We start from the raw sequence: 22,924 nt of genomic DNA on the forward strand, positions 1-22,924 counted from the left end.
ATTAAGTCCTTCCAATATTTGCGCTAACCTAAACCTGAAGCAACGATTTTAAGCCTGGTAAATAGTTGATAAAATTATTTTCAGCAATTCTGATGCAGGAAATCTATCTTTGGCTTTCTGCTTTCTTGTTTATGCCAGCACAAGACAAACCAATTTTGCCGGAGTTAGAGAAACTATCGGGTATTGTAAAACGCATTACCTTCCATAGTGTAGAAACCGGTTACACCGTGCTAAAAGTAAACAGCTTCCAAAAGCCCCAGGAGGAACTTACCGTGCTGGTGCACCAATCTAAAGTTTTTGCCGGCGCCACCATAGATTTTTACGGCGAATGGACCACGCACCCTAGCTATGGTTTACAGTTTAAGGCAAGCAAAGCCATCGAGCGAAAACCGGCTACCGCCCATGCTCTGGAAAAATATCTAGGTTCCGGCTTAATAAAAGGTGTGGGGCCAGTTACGGCCAAAAGAATTGTGCAGCATTTTGGCTATAAAACCCTGGATGTATTTGAAAGCCAAATTCAAAGGCTTACCGAAGTGGAAGGCATTGCGCGGGGCAAGCTGGAAATGATTAGCAAAGCCTGGGCCGAACACCAGGAAATCCGGAATGTAATGTTGTTTTTACAATCGCATAATATTTCTACTTTATTTGCGGTAAAAATTTACAAAACTTACGGCAACGATGCCATTGAATTAGTAACGCAAAATCCTTACCGCCTGGCCACCGATATTTACGGCATTGGCTTTTTTTCGGCGGATAAAGTAGCACAAAGTCTGGGTTTGGCCGCCGATTCGCCGCAACGCATTCAAGCAGGTATAGAACATGTGCTGCAAAATGCCCGCGAAGAAGGCCATTGCTATTTAACCCAAACCCAAATAGTAGAAGGTGTAGGAGAATTATTATCCTTAACAAACGGCACCAGCATTGAATTAATCTTGCAGCAAATGGAGCAGCAGGAAGCCCTTAAAATCCGGCTTTTACCCGATGCGCAAGGGGTGGTGCACAAATGTTTTTATGCCCACTCCTTATATTACGATGAGCAATATTTGGCGACTAAGGTCCGGCAGTTAGTGGCGTACCCGCTTAAAATTAATAAAGATCACCTGCAACAAGATTTGGATGCATTTTGCCAGGTGCACAATATTAACCTTAGCGACGAACAGCAGGAAAGTGTGCTGCAGTTAGCTGGGCAGCGATTGGGTATTCTGACGGGCGGACCCGGTTGCGGCAAAACTACTACCACCCGGGCATTGGTAGGGGTAATGCAATTTATGAGTAAAGAAATAATGTTGGCGGCTCCTACGGGTAGGGCTGCGCAGCGCATGAGCGAAGTTATTAGCCTGGAAGCCAAAACCATTCACCGGTTGTTGGAATGGGACCCGGCGCAGGGCGGCTTTAAACGCAACGAGGCCGAACCGTTAAAAACCGATATTTTAATAGTAGATGAATGCTCGATGCTGGATGTACATTTGGCGGCGGCTTTAATGCGAGCGGTACCTAGGCACGGACAAATAATATTAATTGGCGATGCCGATCAACTGCCGGCGGTTGGTGCCGGTAACGTGTTAAAAGACATGATTGCTTCGAACATGGTGCCTTGTATGCGGCTGACCAAAGTTTTCCGGCAGGCGCAGGAGTCGTTAATTATTTCGTACGCCCACCAGATTAACAAAGGCGAAGTACCCCGCATAGAATCGCCGTTTAACCTGCCGCAGGTATGGCAACAGCAAAAAGATTGTTTGTTTATAGATTCCGAAGAAGCTACCTCCGAACAACTCAAGTTTATTTCTAAAGTGAAAAAAATGACCGGCGATGCAATTAACCCGGTAGTGAAAGAATATAATTTATTAGAAGAGCCGGCAGCTGCTTATGGCTCAGACCTTTACACGCAGGGTAGTAATTTTGCTATTCCGGAAAAATTCAGCCATGTAGATCTGGAAGCCTTGCAGCAAGCCAGCAGCTATTCGCAGGAATTGAAAGAAGTACTTAAAACGGTGCATCCCTGGTCGTCGCTGCATTATGGCCTTTCGGCCGTAGGCATGATTCAAAAGTTGTACGAAGCCATTATTCCTAAATATTACGGCCTGGAAACGGAAATCCAGATTTTATCCCCGATGACCAAAGGCAGTTTAGGCACCGCCAACCTAAATAAAATTATTCAGGAAAAAATAAACCCATCCAGTTCCGGAAAAGCCCAATTGCTACTGGGTGGCCGCATAATCAGGGAAGGAGACCGGGTAATTCAGCGGCGCAACAATTACGATTTAAATGTATATAACGGCGATATTGGTACCATCACCCGCATTGACAATGAGGAAATATTGCTTACTGTAACTTTTAAGGCGGGCACTGAAGAGAAAGAAGTTGTTTATGAAAAAGAACATTTGCTGGAACTGGATTTAGCGTATGCCATTACCATTCATAAATCGCAGGGCAGTGAGTTCCAAACTATTATTATTCCTTTGGTTACCCAGCACTTTGGCATGCTTTTCCGCAACCTGGTATACACGGGTATTACCCGGGCCAAAAAGTTAGTAGTATTTGTAGGCACGCGCAAAGCTTTAGCCCTGGCGGTAAACAAACAAAATACGGCTGCCCGGCAAACGGCCCTGGAATATTTACTAAAACAGCCCAGCCAACTGTAAAACCTCATTGTCCTGGCAATTATTTTGGTTTAATATTTTTAGACCATTAATATTTTGCTTGTTTAATAGGCTGATTTAACAACTACTTCTTACTGCAATTTCTGTCCGTACGTAATATCTCCTAGGAATTTAGCCATTATTAATATAATTGGGAATTTCTGATACAACCAGTCTGCTGCAAAATTAAACTTAAACGGGGCCGTGCTTTGCTGCCATTTAATATTTCTAAAGCAAAATAGCAATTATAAGCCGGTTCCTGGTTTAATATTTGGCCATTAATAACCTTAAGTGATTCTATAAAAAATTAACCCAGGAATTGTAATTTACCTTATCCAATAAATAGTTGTACCCTAAATAATATTTTGCATTTTTAGCAGGTTTGTATACGTTTTAACTCATTTTATTTTCGTACCTTTTGCCTGTTATGGCATTGAAAACTTATTATGAATCTGACTTCTACCGCATCCAGGTAGATACGGCACAACAACTGCTAATGGCCAGATGGCTGCGGCCAGTTTCGGCCAAAGAAGTAAAACAGGGCGGTACTAAATTATACGAAGTACTCCGGGATACTCAGGTAAAGTATGCGGTAGGAAATGCCCAAACGTTTACGGCCCTTTCTACGGACGCGAAAGAATGGATGTCTACCACCTTTTACCAAATGCTTTCTCAAACTAAACTTAAAAAATTAGCCCGGGTATTACCGGCTTCTGTATTTCATAGGTTAGCCCTGGAATCGGTGGTTACGCGGGCCGAAGCGCTGGGGGTTACCAAGTTCGAAGTTAAAAATTTTGCCACGGAGCCGGAAGCACTGGCCTGGCTGGTGAAAGAAGCTGTACCGCAATAAACGGCAATAAATAAGTATTTAATATTTACCCGGTAAATTACGTGCTTAAATACCTAGGCGTATTTTTTAAATTAACCGGTGCACCTTTGTAATAATTTTTACTTGTTTCGATAACCAGCAACGAGTGAATACCATAGCCTTCTGAATGGCATACAAGGAATTTGAGCGAGGCAGTATTTAGTTTACTTCTGTATTTTCGGGAAGAAACAAAAAAAATGATGGCGAGCGTACACCCTTGGCGACTCCTTTGGTATTAGGGTAAAATACAAAACAGCTTCCTTGTTAAGCTTATTTAAGTGTAGCAAACCGGATAAGGTTATTTTCGATGGAATCGGGGGTTAAGATCCGGATGGTTTTTTCGAAATTAGATATTTCCCGGCGTTCGATTCTTTCAAAATTTCTATCTCTTATTAAAAAATCGGTATCAAAAATACGGTTAATGGTTTCGAGCGAAGAAAGCAAGGTGGTTGGAATATCAAAAAAGTTTACGTTTTTATCGTCGCTCACGTCGCCTTCAATGTAAAACGGAAAAGGCCGGAAAGTGGTATCGACGGTTATTTGTTTTAAGTTAGCGGTTTTCATCCGGAATGCCGTGGTTGCTAAATCGGATAATTTTAGGGGCAGCAATACCGTGATGGAGGGAAACCGGGTAATAATTTTTCTTTTCTGTACATTAATCTTTTTCCCTTTAATGTCCTTTTCAAATATTTCGTACTTGTCAATTATTTGAAAAGCCTCAGCTACTTTTTCCAAGAAGTTTTTATAGTAACCAATGGCCAAAGAGGTAGATGGCAACAAAGAAAAATTATATATTTTTTCGGTTACGGCAATTTCCCGGCGAATTTTTTCACAAGCTGTACCCACAGCGGCCTCCAGGTTATCGCGGGTGCGGTAGGTAGCCAGGCTAATTCCCTCAAAGTCTGATAATATTTTAACGCTTTCTTCGGCTATAACAAAAGCCCGGTTAGGTCCGAGCCGGCCCAGAAATAGCCCAAATTCAAACAATAAATTATCTCTTGGCACACTGTACTTTACTTTCCGGATGGTAGCATCATCATCGGGGGTAAGCATAATAATGGCGTAGTCATAAAAACTGGCCCGGTTTAGCAGCGTCGATAAATAGCTTTTGTTAATGGTAAATATATTTTCAGTCCATAAATCCACATCGGCTTCGTTATCGAAGTTTGCTTTAACAGCGCGGGCAACTGGCAAAGCTTCGCTGGTACTGGCAATAAAGATGCTGGGCCGGTTATTAGAGGTTACATTTAGCACGCTCATGGGCAAAAAGGTTAGCGGGTGAATATTTTAAATTATGCCGGAGAATAATAATTTCTATTTAAATTAATATTTTTCCTGGTTTATTCAAATATTTAAGGTGAGATATTGATCCTGAATACTTAGGGTTTATTGTAGAATTAATAAATTAAATATTAGCTGCGACTTGCAAGGGCGATGTTTTTACCACTCTTACAAGTTGGTTATATTTTGGCAGTACATCTTTTTTGTCAGAAATTAGTTTAAGTTTAAAACCTACTCTAATAAGCAAAGCTGGTGTAAAATGAAAATAGCTACTTATAATGTTAATGGCATAAATGCCCGGTTGCCGGTATTGCTGCGCTGGCTCGAATTTACCGCGCCGGATGTGGTTTGCTTACAGGAACTGAAAACGCCGCAGGAAAAATTTCCGGCAGACATAATCGCGGAGGCTGGGTATCAAGGTATTTGGCATGGCCAGAAGAGTTGGAACGGCGTGGCTATATTGGCGCGCAACCTGGAAATAAAAGAAGTAGGGCGGGGGCTACCCGGCGATGAAACAGATACCCAAAGCCGCTACCTGGAAGCCATGGTAAATAATATTCGTATTGGGTGCTTGTACCTGCCCAACGGCAACCCAACGCCCGGTCCTAAATTTGATTATAAAATGCAATGGTTCGAAAGGTTAGCCAACCGGGCAACTGAGTTGCTGGCCCTGGATGAACCAATAATTCTCACCGGCGATTTTAACGTTATTCCTACTGAGCAGGATGTTTACCGGCCGGAACGTTGGCTGGAAGATGCCTTGTTTTTGCCGGAAGTACGGCAGGCTTACCAGAACCTGTTGCAGCAAGGCTGGACCGATGCCATCCGCAAGCTTTATCCGGACGAAAAGATTTATACATTCTGGGATTATTTCCGGAATGCCTATGGACGCGATGCCGGTTTACGCATCGACCATTTCTTGCTGAGCCCACATCTCGTTCCTCGTTTAACAGCTGCCGGCGTAGACCGGGACGTGCGCGGTTGGGAAAAATCCAGCGACCACGCGCCGGTTTGGATTGAACTGGCCGACAAGTAAGGAAATATTATAATAACAATTGAATAACTTTCTGACTTTAAGTTATTAGGGTAAATATTAATGCTGTGAAATATTTTAAATTAGCTGATCAGTATTCACGAATGTTCTTGAGCTGGTTCTGTATTGAGCGTAGCGGTAACTTGAACCTTAAATAATTGCCAGTTTTCAACTGACCGGAAGTTGGAAACTTCACCAAAAATTAATTTGTAATACCCCACAAAATAATTCGGATTAAAAGTAAGATTTAATTTTTTTAGGAGTTTAAGGCTTTAACATAGAATCATTTAAGAATATTTTTTCTCTAATATTATTGCTGGTTTTTAGCACCTTCGCCCTACGATAAACGTATAATCTAGCAAAGCCTTTCCGGTTTTTAACCCTAAAATAATCCAAAAATGTTGGTGAGTAAATCCCTTCCGGCTACACAGGACAGGGAAAAGATAAAGCGCGCATTCCCGTTAAAGTGGGTTTTGTTTGGAATAATGCTCCTCGGTTTTTTGGCTGCACTTGGTGCCGTGGTTTATGAAACACAAACGTCTAAATTACAGGCCAGAAAAATTTCGCGTTATGCGGCATCACTCACCTATACCTTAAAAGCCGGAGCAAGTAATAATATTATTTACCCCAGTTCCGGCCCGTTTGATAAACGGTTGGGTTATGCAAAACTACCACACCTTTTGGAGCGGGTAGGTTCGCACGGAATGACCATTGAGTATCAGAGCCGGTTCTCGCCGGCTTTATTAAAGTACGCCAGGCGCGGGTTATTTAGCCCGTACCCGGAAAAACACCAGGCCGGCCTGAATATTATAGATTGCCAGGGTCAATCTGTTTACCATACGCCTTATCCGGCCCGGGTTTATGCCAGTTTCGATTCTATTCCGCCGCTGGTAATAAATGCGTTGTTGTTTATAGAAAACCGCGAGCTGCTGGATACGGCCAAGCCTTACCTGAACCCGGCTGTGGATTGGGATCGTTTTATGCAGGCCATGCTGCACGAAGGAGCGCAATATATTGGTTTTGATTTTAAGCGCATGGGCGGCAGTACCTTGGCTACGCAAATTGAAAAATTCCGTCATTCGCCGGGCGGTGTTACCGCTAACCACTCCGATAAATTACGGCAAATGGTTTCGGCTAGTGTGCGTGCTTACCAGGGCGGTCCGGAAACACTGTGGGCGCGCCAGCAAATTGTGCTTACCTACCTGAACTCGGTACCCCTGGCGGCGGCTCCGGAATACGGCGAGGTACACGGCTTAGGCGATGCCTTGTGGGTTTGGTTTGGGGCCGATTTTAATCAGTTTAACCAATTATTACAACAACCGGAAGCTACCGGCGATACCTTGTTGGCGCAAGGCAAAGCGCTCAGGCAAGTAGTTTCGTTATTTATTGCCCAACGGCGGCCTAATTATTATTTAGAAATAAAAAACCACGCCGAGCTAAGTGCATTGGCAGATAGTTATCTCCGGCTCTTAGCCAATAACGGTTATATTAGTACGGCGCTACTGAATGCCGGCCTTTCGCAAAAAAAAGATTATCGTAATTTCAGCCAGAATTCACCCGTTAAGGCTAAAGAAACCGATAAAGGCGTGCTGATGGTCCGTACGCACCTGTCGGAAATGCTGGCTGCTTCCTTGTACGACCTCGACCGATTTGATCTGACGGCCACAACTACCTTGCAACATGACTTGCAGGAACAAGTTAGCACCTACCTGAACAAACTAAACGATCCGGCTTTTGCCCAGGCCAATGGCCTTATGGGCAAATATTTATTAACGCCTCCCCAAACCCGCGAGGTGCGCTATAGTTTTACTTTGTACGAAAGTACGCCCCAGGGAAATTTGGTACGGGTACAAACCGATAATACTAACCAACCTTTTGATTTAAACGAAGGCAGTAAACTGGAATTAGGCTCTACTGCCAAATTGCGGGTGCTGGTTCACTACCTGGAAGTAATTGCCGAAATTCATAAGCGTTATGCCAATCAGCCGGTTAATATTTTGCAGCATGCTTTAAACCAGCCTCAGGATAATTTGAGCCGCTGGGTGCTTACTTATTTGCTCCGGACAAAAGATAAAAGCTTGCCGGCTATTCTTAGCGCCGCTACGGAACGCCGGTATTCAGCCAGCCCCTGGGAGGTATTTTTTACCGGTGGCGGCCAGCACACTTTTCACAATTTCGAGAATAAAGACAATGGCACCCGGCCTACCGTTCGGGAAGCGTTGCAGAATTCTATTAACCTGCCCTTTGTCCGGTTAATGCGGGACTTGGTGCAATACAGCATTTATCAAACTACCAGTAATCCGGTGCAGTTGCTCGGAAACGACCGGGAACCCCGGCGCCGGAAATATTTAAGTAGATTTGCCGATCGTGAAGGCCGTATGTACCTGCGGCGTTTTTGGGGAAAATACCAGGGAAAATCTGACCAGGCGCGTTTTACTTTATTTTTGAATGGATTGCGGAAGTACCCGGTGCGGTTTGCAGCGGTGCATCGCTACCTGTACCCCGAAACAGATTCGGTTAGCTTTGAAAAATATCTCCGTAAGCATTTTCCCTCCGGCAAGCTCACCCACAAAAGAATTATGAAATTATACCACCGCTACGGCCCCGAGGCTTACAACCTGCCGGACCAGGGATATATTGCGGGGGTGCATCCGCTGGAATTATGGTTGTTAGATTATTTACAGCACAATCCGGATGCAAAATGGCAGGAGGTAGCTGAGGCCAGCCGGGAAGAGCGGCAGGAAGTATATAAATGGCTACTGCGGACCCGGTTTAAGCACGCCCGCGATTCCCGCATCCGAACCATGCTGGAATTAGATGCATTTAAGGATATTCAGCAACGGTGGAAAAAGTTAGGTTATCCGTTCGAGCAGTTGGTGCCTTCGTATGCCACTGCCCTGGGTTCTTCCGGCGACCGTCCGGCTGCTTTAGCGGAACTAATGGGCATTATTTTAAATAAGGGAATCCGCCAAAAAAATATTCGGATTGAAAAACTGCATTTTGCGGCCCGCACGCCTTACGAAACAATTGTGGGGCTACAGCCCTTGGCTGGAGAGCAGGTAATGGTGCCGGAAGTAGCCGTTGCGGTGCAGGAGGTTTTATCTGGCGTGGTAGACAAAGGCACGGCCATTCGGTTGCAAGGGGGCTTTACCCAAGCCGATGGTAGTCCGCTTCCGGTTGGTGGTAAAACCGGCACCGGCGATAACCGCCTGGTTACAGTGAGCGCCGGCGGTCACCGCCTTACTTCCCGCACCATCAACCGTACCGCTACCTTCGTGTTTTATTTGGGCCACCATCATTTTGGAACTTTAATTGCTTTTGTGCCGGGGCGTGATGCAGCAGAATTCCACTTTACTTCTTCGCTGCCTATTCAGGTGCTGCGGAGCATGGCACCCATTCTGGAGCCATACCTGGAGCCTGGCCGGGGAACATTATGCCACGATGGAGGAGAAGTTGCTCCGGAGCCGGTAAGTGAAACTGCAAAAAATATACAGCCAGATGAAAAGGCTAGACTTAACACAAAGGAATATTTCAAGACAAATAATATTCCCCCAAAAAGAGTAGCAGCCGGTTCCTAATATTTTCCTTTTTTGAAGTAAGACAAGCAACTGTTATTCTTATTTAATAGCAGGCTCTGCGGCTTAATAATATTCTCTTTTTAACTGATTGCAGAAGAGGGCTTGTACTTAACTAATAAAAAGAATAAATTGGAAAACTTGTTTTACTGCGGTAAAACAAGCATTGCCTTCCTATCCTTAACTTAAACAAACAATTATGAAACCTACTGCTATTGTTGTTGAAAAGGGTACCAATTGGATTTTGATTAAATTGTTTTATTTGGTTTTACCGGGTTTGCTGCTGGCCATAAACGCCTGTAACTCCGGTACTAAATCAGTTGCCTCTTCGGTACCGGTCGGGGATAAGGATATTGGGGGTGTAGTAACCGGTAATAATGGCCCGGAAGCCGGGGTTTGGGTAATTGCCGAAACCCAGGACTTGCCCACACGCTTTGCCAAAATTGTAGTTACAGACGATGAAGGCAAATATTTATTACCCGATTTGCCCAACGCTGATTATTCGGTTTGGGTGCGGGGTTATGGCCTGGTAGATTCACCTAAAAAACAAGCTAAACCGGGCCGGAACCTGAATCTGGATGCAGTAGTAGCGCCCAACCCGCACGCGGCAGCCCAATATTATCCGGCGGGTTATTGGTTTTCGCTGTTGCAAGTGCCCGCTAAAAATAAATTTCCGGGTACCGGCCCGGATGGCAATGGCATTTTGCCCAATGTTACTACGCAGGCCAAATTTTTATCGACCATAAAATCGGGTACTTGTTTGGCCTGCCACCAACTGGGCAGCAAAGGCACCCGCGAGTTGCAGGAATCTTTAGGCACTTTTAAAACCTCCCCGGAAGCCTGGGAACGCCGTTTGCAGTCGGGCCAGGCCGGGCCCAATATGACTTCGGCCATTCACCAAGTGGGTAAAGAAGAAGTACTTCGGATGTTCGCCGATTGGACGGATCGCATTAAAGCCGGTGAGTTGCCACCAACACCGCCCCGCCCTAAAGGCCTGGAACGGAATGTGGTCATTACCCAATGGGATTGGGCCGATCCCAAAGTTTACCTCCATGACTTGGTTTCGACGGACCGGCGCAAGCCTACCGTAAATGCCAATGGTGCGCTTTATGGCGCCTTAGAATTAAGTGCCGATTATTTGCCCGTGCTGGACCCGATAAACCACGTAACCAGCCAGGTTCCTTTAGCTGTGCGGGATCCCAATACCAAATCGGCTTCCGGTACGGTCATGCAGCCTTCGCCTTACTGGGGTATGGAAGCTATTTGGAACAGCAAAACCAACGTGCATAATCCCATGATGGATGAGCAGGGTAATATTTGGATAACAGCCGCCGTACGCCCGGCCGAAAACCCTAATTATTGTATGATGGGGCATCCATCGGCCAAATTATTTCCTTTAAAAAGAGCTGGCCGTCATTTGGGTTTATATAACCCGAAAACCAAAAAATATACCACCATTAGTACTTGTTTCAGCACGCACCACCTCATGTTTGCCGAAGATGCGAATAATACCCTCTGGACCAGTGGCGGCGGCGAAGTAATTGGCTGGCTGGATACCAAAAAATACCTGGAAACCGGCGATGAAGAAGCTTCCCAAGGCTGGACGGCCCTCATTTTAGATACCAACGGCAATGGCAAACGCGATGCTTACGTAGAACCCGACCAACCCCTAGACCCTACCAAGGATAAGCGCATTACCAAAGGCATTTATTCAGTGGCGCCTGCGCCGGATGGCTCTATCTGGGGTTCTTCTTTGGGTTATCCGGGCGGTATTGTTCGCCTCGATCCTGGTACTAATCCGCCCGCAACCGCTTTGGTAGAATATTACGAATTACCCCTAAATAAAAACGGCGAACCCATCGGAGGTTTCTCGCCGCGTGGCATGGATATTGACCGGAACGGCGTGGCTTGGGTAGCTTTGGCCAGCGGACATTTGGCCAGCTTTGATCGGCGTAAATGTCAGGGTTCCCGCAACGGCCCCAATGCCACCGGCCAGCATTGTGCCGAAGGCTGGACCTTTTACCCCGAACCCTTGCCGCAACTAAAAGGCGTAGATTACAAAGGCAGCGCCGAGTCTAGTTATTACACCTGGGTAGACCAGTTTAATACCTTTGGCTTAGGCGAAAATATTCCTATTAATACCGGTAATGAATCGGAAGCTTTGCTGGCTCTGAAAGATGGCGAATGGATTAAACTACGCGTACCTTACCCCATGGGCTTTTATACCAAGTGGCTCGACGGCCGGATTGATGACCCCAAAGCCGGTTGGAAAGGCCGCGGCTTGTGGGCTACCATTAGTACTCGAGCACCTTTTCACATGGAAGGGGGCAAGGGTACCACCAGTAAAGTCTATAAATTTCAGCTTCGCCCTAATCCGCTGGCCCGGTAATTAAAAATGCTTAACTAAATATACTCGTGAAATATCAAGCGCGGGCAAAAATACCTGCGCTTGATATTTCACTATTCAGCTTTGGTTAGCTAATAATTTATAAACCTTTTCCAATCTGCTTTATGTCTTTTTGCTTTCGAACATTAGGCAATTTGTGAAAGAAATATAATATTGAATTTAGTAGTCCTTGTTTTTTCAGAAGGTTAAAAGCTTTAGGCAAAAGCAACATTAACATGGTAGAAAGTAATAAAAACCGGGTTATCCTGATTGTTGATGATGATGCAGAAGACCGCATGTTATTAGAAGAAGCCCTGGAAGAAAATCAGGTAAAAAATACCCGGTATTATGTGCCGAACGGCGAAGAACTAATGGACTACCTTTATAACCGGGGTAAATATTCCGATAAAGAAAAATATTCCTTACCGGGTTTAATTCTGCTGGACCTGAATATGCCCAAAAAAGATGGCCGGGAAGTTTTAAAAGAAGTGAAAGCTGACCCCAAGTTGCGGCTGATTCCGGTGGTAGTACTTACCACTTCTAAAGCCGAAGAAGATATTTTAAAAACTTTGGATTTAGGGGCAAACGGGTATATTGCCAAGCCGGTTTCATTTGCCTCGCTCGTAGATTTAACCAAAACAATAAGCGATTACTGGTTTGATCTGGTACAACTACCGGATGTGTGAAGTTTAAATAATAGCTAATACTAACCGAAAACGGGCAGCATTATTTTAACTGCCTTAAAGAAATAGTATATCAAAGGTTAAAAATCCTAATTAGCTAAACAGCAGAAAAATGCTCTGCCATTGTAGTCAGGTCTAATTAACTACGAGCCTTATTTATTGCCCTTATTATTCAGTAATTATATTAAAGGAATAGGTATTAGAATATTAGCTAAGTAGTTAAAACCAGTTAGTAATATTTTTGTATGGAATAATCCGCCTGTATAGGTACGCGCATGTCCGAACTTAAAACCATAACCCGCCGAGAGTTTTTAGCCGGAGGTAGTCTTTTGCTGGCTGGTACAGCCTTAAAGTTAAATGCTACGCCTTTATTACAATCAGTGCCCAAAGAGCCAATAATAGATATGCACCAGCATACCAGTTACCTGGGGCGCACAGCCGCGCAGTTATTAGCGCACCAGCGTACAATGGGTATTACCACCACTATTCTGCTGCCGGCCGGGCATCCGGTAAATTATGGATCAACGCATTACGGGGTTTCCAATGGTTTGCAGGCCCAGGTAACGCCCAACGAAGCCAGTAATCAAATGGCCCAGCAATATCCCCGGGAGTTTCTGTTTGGCGCCAACGAAGTGCCGGATGTAGCGAACGCTATTCAGGAAATAGAAAAATATTTAAAGCTGGGTGCGCCCGTTATAGGGGAGCTAAAATTTAATATAGACTGCGACGCGCCGGAAATGCAGAAAATATACGAACTGGCCGAGGCTTACGAGGTGCCGGTGGTAATGCATTGGCAGTACAAAATGTTTAACTGGGGTTTCGACCGGTTTCACAAAATGCTGGAGAAGTATCCGCGGGTTAATTTTATTGGTCATGCGCAAACCTGGTGGGCCAATATTGATAAGAACCATACCGACCAGAATATGCTGTATCCCAAAACCAAAGTAACGCCGGGCGGCATAACTGATAGGTTGCTGCAAGATTACCCCAACATGTTTGCCGACATGTCGGCGGGTTCGGGCTTAGGTGCTTTTACCCGGGATGAAGAACATGCCCGCGCATTTTTGCAGCGGCACCAGGATAAGCTTATTTACGGCAGCGATTGTGCAGATATCGCCGGTCAGGGCGAAGCTTGCCTGGGAGCTCAGATGATTGCTGCCATCCGGCGGTTAGCCCCTTCCAAAAAAATAGAACGCAAACTGCTTTACGAGAATGCCCGAACTTTATTTAAAATAAAGGTTTAAAGATTTAGCAAAGTAATTTATTTAAATAATTATGTTAAATAAATTCAAAGTTTTAACTGCTGGTACCAAAGTAAGTTTGCTATTTTGGGTTTTAACAATAAGCTACACTAGTTTGGCGCAGCATTATCCCGGACCGTTATCGCCGGAAGAATCACTAAAAAGAATAAAGTTAATTAATGGCTTTAAAGCCGAAATATTTACCGCGGAGCCCCATGTGTATGACCCGGTAGCGCTGGAGTTCGACGAGCAGGGTAACGCGTATGTTGTAGAAATGCCCGATTATCCTTTTGAGGTAGAGCCGGGCAAAGGAAAAGGCCGCATTCGGATTTTAAAAGATACCAACCACGACGGCAGGGTAGATAAGGCCATTACCTTTGCCGAAAATGTAACCGAAGCCACCAGTATTTTGCCCTGGCAAGGCGGGCTGATTGTAACGGCTGCGCCGGATATTCTTTACTTAAAAGATACCAACAACGACGGCAAAGCCGATACCCGGGAAGTTTTGTTTACCGGCTTTTTCCAGAACAATTCCGAGGCCCAAATTACCAGCCTACGGTTTGGCATAGACAACTGGATTTACGCCAACAACCACGGACAGCAGGGCTTGGTAACGTTTAACCGAACGCCAGAAGCAAAACCACTAGCGGTGCGCGGTGCCGATTTCCGGTTTAGGCTGGATCAGAATAAATTTGAACTGGAAACCGGGCCGGGTCAGTTTGGTAATACGTTGGGAGAGTGGGGCCACCGGTTTTCGAACGAAAATTCTTTGCACCTGCAGCAAGTAGTAATTCCGTGGCGCTACACGCACCGGCACCCGTATTTGCCAACTACCAAAGCCGTAACCAGCCTAACCGACCACGAGGAAATCATGTTTCAAGAAACGCCACCGCCTTACTGGCGGGCCGAAAGAACAAAACAACGAAATAAAACTTTTCAGGAAAATAATTTAAACCGGGTAGAATACGCTGAGGATAGGTTTACCGGAGCAGCGGGCATGGCATTTTATGCGGCCAATGGTTTTCCGGCGGAGTTCTACGGCAATATTTTTGTAACCGAGGTGGCCGGCAATTTAGTACACCGCGATATTTTAAACCCCAGCAGTAAAAGTCCGGTGTGGATAGCTTCGCGGGGCCCGCAGGAACAGAACCAGGAATTTTTGGCTTCTACCGACCCGTGGTTCCGGCCTACCAATTTAACCGTTGGGCCCGATGGCTATTTATACGTACTGGATTATTATCGTCAGCATATCGAAACCCCACTCTCTATTCCGGATGAACTAAAGGCCGAAATGGATTTTATGGCTGGCAGCGATAAAGGTCGCATTTACCGGATATTACCCGCCAATGCTAAACCCCAAAATATGCCCGTTAATCTGGCAAAAGCCTCAGGTACCAAATTGCTACAAACGCTTTCGCACCCAAACTTCTGGTGGCGATTGCAAGCCCAACGGTTGTTGCTGGAGCGCCAGGATAAAGCAATAATCCCCGCCGTAAAAAAACTGTTTAGCACCAGTCAAGACCCTAGAACCCGACTGCATGCTTTGTATGTGCTGGAAGGACTAAAAGCTTTGGATGCTGCTATAATTAAAAAAGCTTTACAAGATTCCGTGCCGGGCGTACGCGAAAACGCTATTATTTTGGCTGAACAATTTCCGGAGACTTATTCGCTGGTGCTGGAAAAAATAAATGACCCGGTGGTTCGGGTGGCTTTTCAGGCTACGCTGAGTTTACCCGAATTTAAAGCCAATAAAGAAACAACGCCAGCTTTGGCAAAAATAATAGAAAAGCACGGCGCTGACCAGTGGTTTCGGATGGCTGTTTTAAGTTCTGATGTTGGTTCTTCGCCCGAAATATTGCCGCTACTCAGCCAGAACAAAAACTTTTTACAAAACTCGGAACCCTGGAAGGCCGCTTTTCTGGGCGATTTAGCTAATATTATAGGCGCCCGCAACCAAAAAGAACAAATCAGCGCCTTATTAGCGCAACTAATGCAACCTAATGTGATTTCAGATTCCTTAAGAACAGCAACGGTAATGGGTTTAACCAAAGGCTTAACCCGAAATCCCAATGCTGACCCAAAAGTAAAGGAAACTTTAGCCGAGAATAAAACAAGTTCAGCAGAAGACGTTTTGGCCGCTATTCAGCTTTTAAAGAAATTATATTAGGGCCAGCAACTTATTTGGGCAACATGACAAATAAATATTCCAGAAGAGCTTTTTTACTTAAAAATATTGCCGGTGGTGCTTCCCTACTAGGGGGCGCATGGTTGTTAAGTTCTTTTAATTGGCAGCAAACTAATCCTGCAAACAAGCCCCATACAACCAATCAGGGTGTACCACCAAATGTTGCCCAGCAAACACCTAAAAGCTCCGCTGAAAATCCCTGCGATAATTTAACGGGGGTAGCACCCGCCGAATTAGATAAACGGAAAAAGTTTGCTTATGTACCGGTTTCGCCCATAACCGATAGCAATTGCGGCAATTGTAAGCTTTTTCTGCCGCCGGGTTCCGGTAAACCTTGCGGTAATTGTATGTTGTTTAAAGGTCCGGTCCGGGAAGTTGGTTATTGCACGTATTGGGCGCCGCTGGATTAATGATAAATATTTACCTATAATATTGGCTTACATGCGGGGCAGTTATAAATGCTAATAACAGATAGCCGGAAATATTTAATATTACCTCCGGCAAGTGCCTCACCGGAAAAATAAAGGCTGTTGAATTAAAAGTTATGCATAAAAAGTTGGTTCAGTTAAGAATAAATTTTAGTCCGGAATATGCGTTTAAGTTGCTATTAATAGCGGTTATTTTATTCGCCACTTTAGGTATAAATTCAGTTGCGGCCACCGAAATTTATGCAGCCACAAGCACGCAGCCGGAAATATTAAAACTAATTGCCCGCCTGAACCTTGATGCACCTGGCCTGGAGAAAGTAAAAGCCGCCAGGCATAATCCTGATTTGGCAGCCCGCGAATTGTTGGTATATTTTCAAAACCGAAAAACCGTAAAGCACCCGGTTGATCCGCAGGCTAAAGTTAAATCTTTAGGTAATATTGCTTCGGAGCAGGACTTACAAATAGCAAATAATGCCCTGCAGCATATTTTTGTGGGGCAGCCGGCCTACCCGGCGCAGTTCTGCGGTACCAATATTAATTGGGCTACCAATCCTTTTCCGGATAAAGAGTGGGTATGGCAATTAAACCGGATGAGTTTTTGGGATGCCATGGCGCTGGCTTATTGGCATACCGGCGATGAAAAATATGCCCGGGAATGGTGTGCCCAATTACTTGACTGGACAGCGAAAAACCCGCGCGACGACGAACACAAATATGCCTGGCGATCCATTGAGGCCGGTATTCGGGGGCATCGCTGGACCGGGCTTTATCAACGTTTTCTGCATGCCGAGGCTTTTACGCCTACAGTTTTAGTGGCTTTCCTGAACAGTTTTCACGACCATGCAACTTACCTCATGACTACTTACAGCAAAGGCAGTAACTGGGGATTAATGGAAGCCGAAGGCATGGCGTTTATCGCTTTTACTTTCCCGGAATTTATAGAAGCTGAAAAGTGGAAAACCGAAAGCATTAACCGGCTGAACCAGGAAATACACAACCAGGTTTACCCCGATGGGCACCAGCGCGAATTGGCATTTGGATACCACATGGGTTGCATCGATTGGTTTTTAAGAACCTATGACCTGGCCCTCCTGAACGGACAACAGCAGGCCTTCTCGCCGGCTTATACCCAAATAATCGAAAAAATGTGCGAAGTGCCCCTGAAGCTGGCATTCGGCGACGGCACAACCCCGCAGTTCGGCGATTCGTGGTCGGGTAAGCCGGGACAATATTGGAACAGGCTACAAACCTGGGGCAATTTATTTAACCGGCAAGATTTCCTGTACGTGGCTACTGCTGGTAAAGTAGGTACGGCACCGGCCCAAACCACTTTTGCCCTCGAAAAAAGCGGATTGTACTCGATGCGTAGCGGCTGGAAGCCAGACGATATTTGTTTAGTGCTTAAATGCGGGCCCAATGGTGGCGCGCATTCACAACCAGATAACGGCACCTTTGAATTGTATGCCGGCGGGCGCCACCTCATGCCCGATGGCGGCAGTTATATATACAGCGGCGATCCGGAAAACCGGGCCTGGTTCCGGCAAACCAAAGTGCATCAAACCATCACGCTCAACGGCGCTAATTCGGCTTACGCACCTAAGCACCTACTCTGGAAACCCGGCCAAAACCTGGATGTGCTGGTGGTAGAAAATAAAAGTTACCCCTACCTAACCAACCGACGGGCTGTTTTTTTTGTAGATAAAAGCTTTTTTGTACTGGTAGATGAAGCGTATGGCGATGCGGCGGGCGAGGTTGATTTACACTTTCAGTTGGCCCCGGGTAAAGCTGTTTTCGATAATAAGAAAATGGCCGTACGAACTGATTTTGCCAGTGGCTGGAATGTATTGGTGCAGACCAAAGCACAACCCGGTATGCAGTTAGAAGAAGAGGAGGGACAGGTTTCTTTTGTTTACACCAAAAAAGAACCCCGGCCCGCTTTTCGTTACCGGGTTCAGAAAGAAGCCACCAGCAAAGGCGTGAGGTTTGTAACCGTTGTAGCGCCCTATAATAGCCAAATGCCCAAAATCCAGGTTCGGGTAAAGGGCAAGCCAGCCATTGCGGGTGCTGAGCTAACTTTAAAAGTAAAAGCAAATGGACGTACGCAGGAAATCGGTTATAACTTAACCGAACAATTGCCGTCAGAATAATAATACTAATAATTGCTTGATGCGCTTAAGTTATTGTGGCCATGTTGAGCCTGTCGAAACATCTAATACTACTTTTTCATAATTGTTATAGATCCTTCGACCAGCTCAGGATGACAGATAATGTACCCTTAAGCGCCTTTTCTATTTGATAGTGGTATTAATTTGCAGCCTCGGAATAATCTTTAAGAATTATTAAAGCCATTAAGTAATTGCCATAGAAGATATTTTTTGCGGAACGGGCCGGGGTTGTTTTTTGCGGCGGCCCCACCAAATTAAAAAACCGGTTACGGGCATGCTGGCCGCTAGTAAGCTGGCAAAAAAAGCAATTATTTTTCCGGGAATACCTGCAATCGCGCCCACATGAATATCGTAATTCATCCGGAATAATTTATCGGCGGCACTGGCTTTTGCAAAAGCGCCGTACTGGTGTTTTACCTCTATTTCTTTTAAGGTATATTGGTCGTAGTAGCGGTAGTCGGTTTGCCAATAGGTTTCGGTGTCGGGGTTCAGGGCTACCTCAATGGCGGCTTTGGCGTTTTCGGGTACGTGTACATCCAGGCTACCGGCAAAACCCGGATTAGCGGCGCGGGCGCGTTGCCACAAAATATCCATAGCCGGCTGGTTTAGGTTAGCCCCTTGCATTTGGGTAGTATCGGAGAAGCTTTCTTCAAAAACCACTAAGTTTTTGCCCCCGGAAGCTACCCAATATGCCGATTTGGCAAACCATTGAAAACCCCACACCAAGCCGGTAAACGCAATAAAAATTATTACCCAGGTCATGTAAAAACCCAGTACGTGGTGCAAATCGTAATTAACGCGGCGCCACCGGGCATTCCATTTAATACTAAACCGCTGTTTGCGGGCTGCTTTGTTTTTGGGCCACCACAACACCAAACCCGTAATTAGCAGTACTACAAAAATGAGCGTACCGGTAGCCACAATGGGTTGGCCAATATGCGGCGGTAACCACAAATAATAATGCCCCATGATGATAATCCGGAAAAAATCAGCATCCACATCTTTTACTTTAAGCACCTGGCCGGTGTAAGGGTTCAGGAAAACGCTGTAATAATAAGCAGGTTCCAGGCTAAAGTATACCACCTGCGCTGCTTTGCCCGGTTCGTAACTAACGCTATGCGCATGCTTGTTGGGGAGGGCTTTATCGGCAATATTTTTTAACCTCGAAGGTGGCAACAAGGGCTGCTGCCGGACTTCGGCAAAGCGGTAGGGCTGGGTGAAATTTTGAATTTCCCGCTCAAAAGCCAGTATGCAGCCGGTTATTCCTAAAAAAAGCACCAATAATCCGGAAGCCAAACCGAGCCATAAGTGTATTTGCCCCACCCAATATTTTAATTTTCTTTTTTCAGGTTGCATGTTGCTGATGATTAGTGGTAAAGCCAGGCTACTTACTCCGGTAAATCAGCACAAGTAGCCTGTGGTAGTAAATTAATATTTTAGAATTTCCAGGTTACACTACCGGTTACGCTTCTTAATTTTTGCGGATTCATGGTGGTGTAGCCAATCCAGTAGCGCTCGTTGGTTAAGTTATCAATTTTTAAACCCACCCTGTATTTTGCTCTTTCTAAAAAGGCGGTGGCGTTAAATATTGTGTAAGCTGGTAATTCAAACTCACCCATCGATACGCTGTTTAATATTTTATTATCGATGGCGTAATTGCCGCCAAAACCAAAGCCTAAGCCTTTAATGGCAATTTCGGGTAAGCGGTAGCTCAGCCAAAAATTAGCCAAATAAGGCGAAGAGGCCGTGGCGGGGCGACGCCCGTTTACATCCGCATCGGCTTTTACATATTCGGAATAGTTGTAGCTAAAACCGGCCACGGCATTAAAACCAGCAAACGGGTTAGCGATTAATTCTAATTCCAGGCCTTTGCTTAGTTGAGTGCCATCTTGAATGCTGGCCACCGCCGGGGCGCGCAAATCGGCCCGTAAAATATTCTTAACCCGGATATCGTAATAACTAATGGTACCCTGTAATTTACCCGCTAAGGCATCCAGTTTTAAGCCACCTTCTATTTGGTTTGCCTGCTCTAAATCGGCAATGGTGGGTAAGCCTTCGGCAGGATTGGCTGCGTTATAGGCGTTATAAGTTCCTTTGTTATTAAAACTGTTTTGGTAATTGGCAAACACCGCTATTTTATCTTTAACCGGCTGAAATACCAAACCAAATTTTGGTGATAAGGCAGTTTGATCAAATTGCTGCATGGTTTCGCCGCCGGTTTTGCCGCCTTTATTTTGGTAGCGGTCTACGCGCAGCGCGGCTAACAGACTCAGGTTTTGGGTTAAATCCAGTACATCGGATACGTACATGCTGTAAGTATCGGTTTTATTTACAATGGGGTAGGTAAAATCGGGCGCGCCGCTGGCGTATTTTGCGCCCAAAGTAGTACGGTTAAAAGTGCTGTAGTCAAAATCGGCCACGTTTAAAGGCACCATATCATAAATGCTGCCGAAAAAATTATCGTTCGAATTAGTACGTAAATAGTCGAGGCCAATAACTACCCGGTTGCGCAGGGCACCAATTTTAAAGTCGCCGTTAAAATTTTGCTGTACTTCCCACATGCTGCTCCGGCTGTTGCCCGTCGATTGGTCGGCGCGGGCCAGGTAATTGGCTTTACCGGCATCGGCCGGATTCTGGGTAAACACATCGTCGGGTACTAAATAAAAGTAAGGCGAGAAACCATCGGAAAAGCTGTGGCTGGAAGTAAAATTAGTGGAAGAGGTAAAGCTTTCGGAAAGTTTATAATTAATTTGCCCGAAAAGGTTGGTGCTTCTGGACTGATGCGAGAGACCGGAACCCGTGTACGAATTTTTATAATCTACATTCAGTTCATCGGCCCGGGTAGCGCCCAAAGCGGCAGCCGGGAAATAAAAGAAAAAGGCTTGCTTACCAGTGTTGCGGCTAGAGAAGAGTTCCGCATCCAGGTGAATAGATAAACGGTCGGTGGGTTTGTAAAGCAGGCTGGGCGCAGCGGCAAAACTTTTGTTAAATCCTTCGTTCTGGAAACTGCCTTCGTGGTTATAAGCGGTATTTAACCGGAACAATATTTTTTTGTTAGCATCCAGCGGGGTATTTACATCGGCGCTTATGCGTTTAAAATCGTAGCTGCCAATGGCGGCCGTTACTTCACCGCCGAGTTTTTCGTACGGTTTTTTGGTTACGCGGTTCAGCAAGCCGCCGTAAGAAGTAAGGGCGCTGCCAAACAAAGTAGCCGAAGGCCCTTTTATTACTTCCAGTTTTTCCAGGTTAATGGCATCTATTTCGCTGGTTACTACCCCGGCAATACCGTTGCGTAATTTACTTTGCATAATAAATCCGCGGCTATTGTAATAACTGCCACCATCGCCGCTCCGGCCGGTAGCTTCCCACATTTTCTGAATGCCCGGCGTATTCCGCACGGCCTCATCGGCCGTAAAAACAAGTTGCTCCTGAAGTAATTCTTTGGTAACCACACTGTAAACCTGCGGGTTTTCCAAACTTTTCAAGGGCATTTTCGAAACATACGGGCTTTCGGTTTTGGCAAATTTATTGGGCTTAGTGCCAGCAATCATAACTTCCTGTAACCGGGCAGCGTTTTCCTGCAGCGTAAAATCTACCCGGGTAATTTGGCCCGGCGTAACCGTTACGACTTGTTCCTGCGATTCCAGGCCTACTGCACTAACCAGCAGGGTATAGCTGCCCGCCTTTACGCGGTTTATCCGGTATTGCCCGCCTTCGTCGGCAATTTGGCCCATCCCTAATTCTTTTATACCAACAGAAACAAAGGGAGCCGCTTTTCCATCCGAAGTAATTACCCGACCTGTTATTTGGCCATTATGCTGGGCTACAGCCATCAGGCTATTAAATATTAAAAATAATAAGAGAGGAAATTTTTTATGCATAGTCTTATTTAGAATTGTTTTAAATAATGGCAAACATAAAAGATTTCGGGTTTATTATCCAAATTATTTAGACTAAATCTAAATAATTTATTTTTATAAGAATATTCGAAAAGAAACTGAAATTTCTACTGGCTAATATTTAGCAAGGATTTAATGGGTATATATCCATTCAGCTAGTTGAAGTCAGCCATTAGAAAAACATTGGGTATAATAATTAGGGTGATTATCTCAGGTTCTTAAAACCTTTTGAAAAAGTAAAACCCCGGCTAGGGGAAGCCAGGGTTTTACAGGAGCGTTAAAGCTTGTTCAGGTTTATCTACCCACGAGCAAGCGTTTAGCAGCTACTTGTTTATCTGTGACTAACTTGAGCAGGTACACGCCTTTGGCATAGCTGGCCACGTTCACGGCTACTTCCAGGTTTTGGTTAGCTTTACCCGTACCACTGGCTAAGGTTTTTACTTTTGCTCCCCGCAGGTCGTAGAGTTCCAAGGAATATTTACCGGCTTGTGGCAAGCTAAAGTTAATAGTGGCTTGTTCAACAGCCGGGTTGGGGTAAGCG

General features: G+C 45.3%; 14 protein-coding genes. 10 read left to right on the forward strand and 4 right to left on the reverse strand.

Annotated features, from left to right (window positions below; translation table 11 throughout):
* Positions 1-131: 131 nt before the first annotated feature.
* Complete coding sequence (gene recD2 / locus F0145_RS20325; protein ID WP_150091370.1) at positions 132-2,642, forward strand: SF1B family DNA helicase RecD2; 2,511 nt, start codon at positions 132-134, stop codon at positions 2,640-2,642.
* Positions 2,643-3,066: 424 nt separating this feature from the next.
* Positions 3,067-3,489, forward strand: a complete 423-nt coding sequence (locus tag F0145_RS20330) for a hypothetical protein (protein WP_150091372.1) — start codon at positions 3,067-3,069, stop codon at positions 3,487-3,489.
* Between the two features lie 288 nt (positions 3,490-3,777).
* On the opposite strand, the gene F0145_RS20335 is transcribed toward F0145_RS20330, so the two are convergent.
* Positions 3,778-4,767: a TIR domain-containing protein gene (locus F0145_RS20335; protein ID WP_150091374.1), complete on the reverse strand. Its 990-nt coding sequence runs from the start codon at positions 4,765-4,767 to the stop codon at positions 3,778-3,780.
* Positions 4,768-5,047: 280 nt separating this feature from the next.
* Here F0145_RS20335 and xth point away from each other — a divergent pair, with 280 nt between their 5' ends.
* From xth to F0145_RS20375, 8 genes are all read left to right on the forward strand, one after another.
* A complete protein-coding gene (gene xth, locus F0145_RS20340) occupies positions 5,048-5,824 on the forward strand; it encodes an exodeoxyribonuclease III (protein ID WP_150091376.1) in 777 nt (258 codons plus the stop codon).
* 482 nt (positions 5,825-6,306) lie between these two features.
* Positions 6,307-9,399 carry a transglycosylase domain-containing protein gene (locus F0145_RS20345; protein ID WP_223816174.1) on the forward strand — a complete coding sequence of 1,031 codons (3,093 nt, stop codon included), beginning with the start codon at positions 6,307-6,309 and terminating at the stop codon, positions 9,397-9,399.
* A 196-nt stretch (positions 9,400-9,595) separates the two neighbouring features.
* Complete coding sequence (locus F0145_RS20350) at positions 9,596-11,785, forward strand: carboxypeptidase-like regulatory domain-containing protein (protein WP_223816175.1); 2,190 nt, start codon at positions 9,596-9,598, stop codon at positions 11,783-11,785.
* 233 nt (positions 11,786-12,018) lie between these two features.
* Positions 12,019-12,468 (forward strand): response regulator, encoded by a 450-nt coding sequence (locus tag F0145_RS20355; RefSeq protein ID WP_150091381.1) that lies wholly within the window; start codon positions 12,019-12,021, stop codon positions 12,466-12,468.
* Between the two features lie 272 nt (positions 12,469-12,740).
* Positions 12,741-13,709, forward strand: coding sequence for an amidohydrolase family protein (locus tag F0145_RS20360; RefSeq protein WP_150091383.1), 969 nt, complete (start codon positions 12,741-12,743; stop codon positions 13,707-13,709).
* 31 nt (positions 13,710-13,740) lie between these two features.
* Positions 13,741-15,873: a PVC-type heme-binding CxxCH protein gene (locus tag F0145_RS20365; RefSeq protein WP_150091385.1), complete on the forward strand. Its 2,133-nt coding sequence runs from the start codon at positions 13,741-13,743 to the stop codon at positions 15,871-15,873.
* Between the two features lie 23 nt (positions 15,874-15,896).
* Positions 15,897-16,301 carry a hypothetical protein gene (locus tag F0145_RS20370; RefSeq protein ID WP_150091387.1) on the forward strand — a complete coding sequence of 135 codons (405 nt, stop codon included), beginning with the start codon at positions 15,897-15,899 and terminating at the stop codon, positions 16,299-16,301.
* Between the two features lie 134 nt (positions 16,302-16,435).
* Complete coding sequence (locus F0145_RS20375; protein ID WP_150091389.1) at positions 16,436-18,466, forward strand: alginate lyase family protein; 2,031 nt, start codon at positions 16,436-16,438, stop codon at positions 18,464-18,466.
* Positions 18,467-18,667: 201 nt separating this feature from the next.
* On the opposite strand, the gene F0145_RS20380 is transcribed toward F0145_RS20375, so the two are convergent.
* From F0145_RS20380 to F0145_RS20390, 3 genes are all read right to left on the reverse strand, one after another.
* Positions 18,668-19,840, reverse strand: coding sequence for a PepSY-associated TM helix domain-containing protein (locus F0145_RS20380; RefSeq protein ID WP_150091392.1), 1,173 nt, complete (start codon positions 19,838-19,840; stop codon positions 18,668-18,670).
* Between the two features lie 80 nt (positions 19,841-19,920).
* Positions 19,921-22,365 (reverse strand): TonB-dependent receptor, encoded by a 2,445-nt coding sequence (locus F0145_RS20385; RefSeq protein ID WP_150091394.1) that lies wholly within the window; start codon positions 22,363-22,365, stop codon positions 19,921-19,923.
* 312 nt (positions 22,366-22,677) lie between these two features.
* On the reverse strand, positions 22,678-22,924 hold a 247-nt coding region (locus tag F0145_RS20390; RefSeq protein ID WP_150091396.1), incomplete at its 5' end, for a T9SS type A sorting domain-containing protein.

This window comes from Adhaeribacter rhizoryzae (assembly GCF_008629685.1).
Lineage (GTDB): Bacteria > Bacteroidota > Bacteroidia > Cytophagales > Hymenobacteraceae > Adhaeribacter > Adhaeribacter rhizoryzae.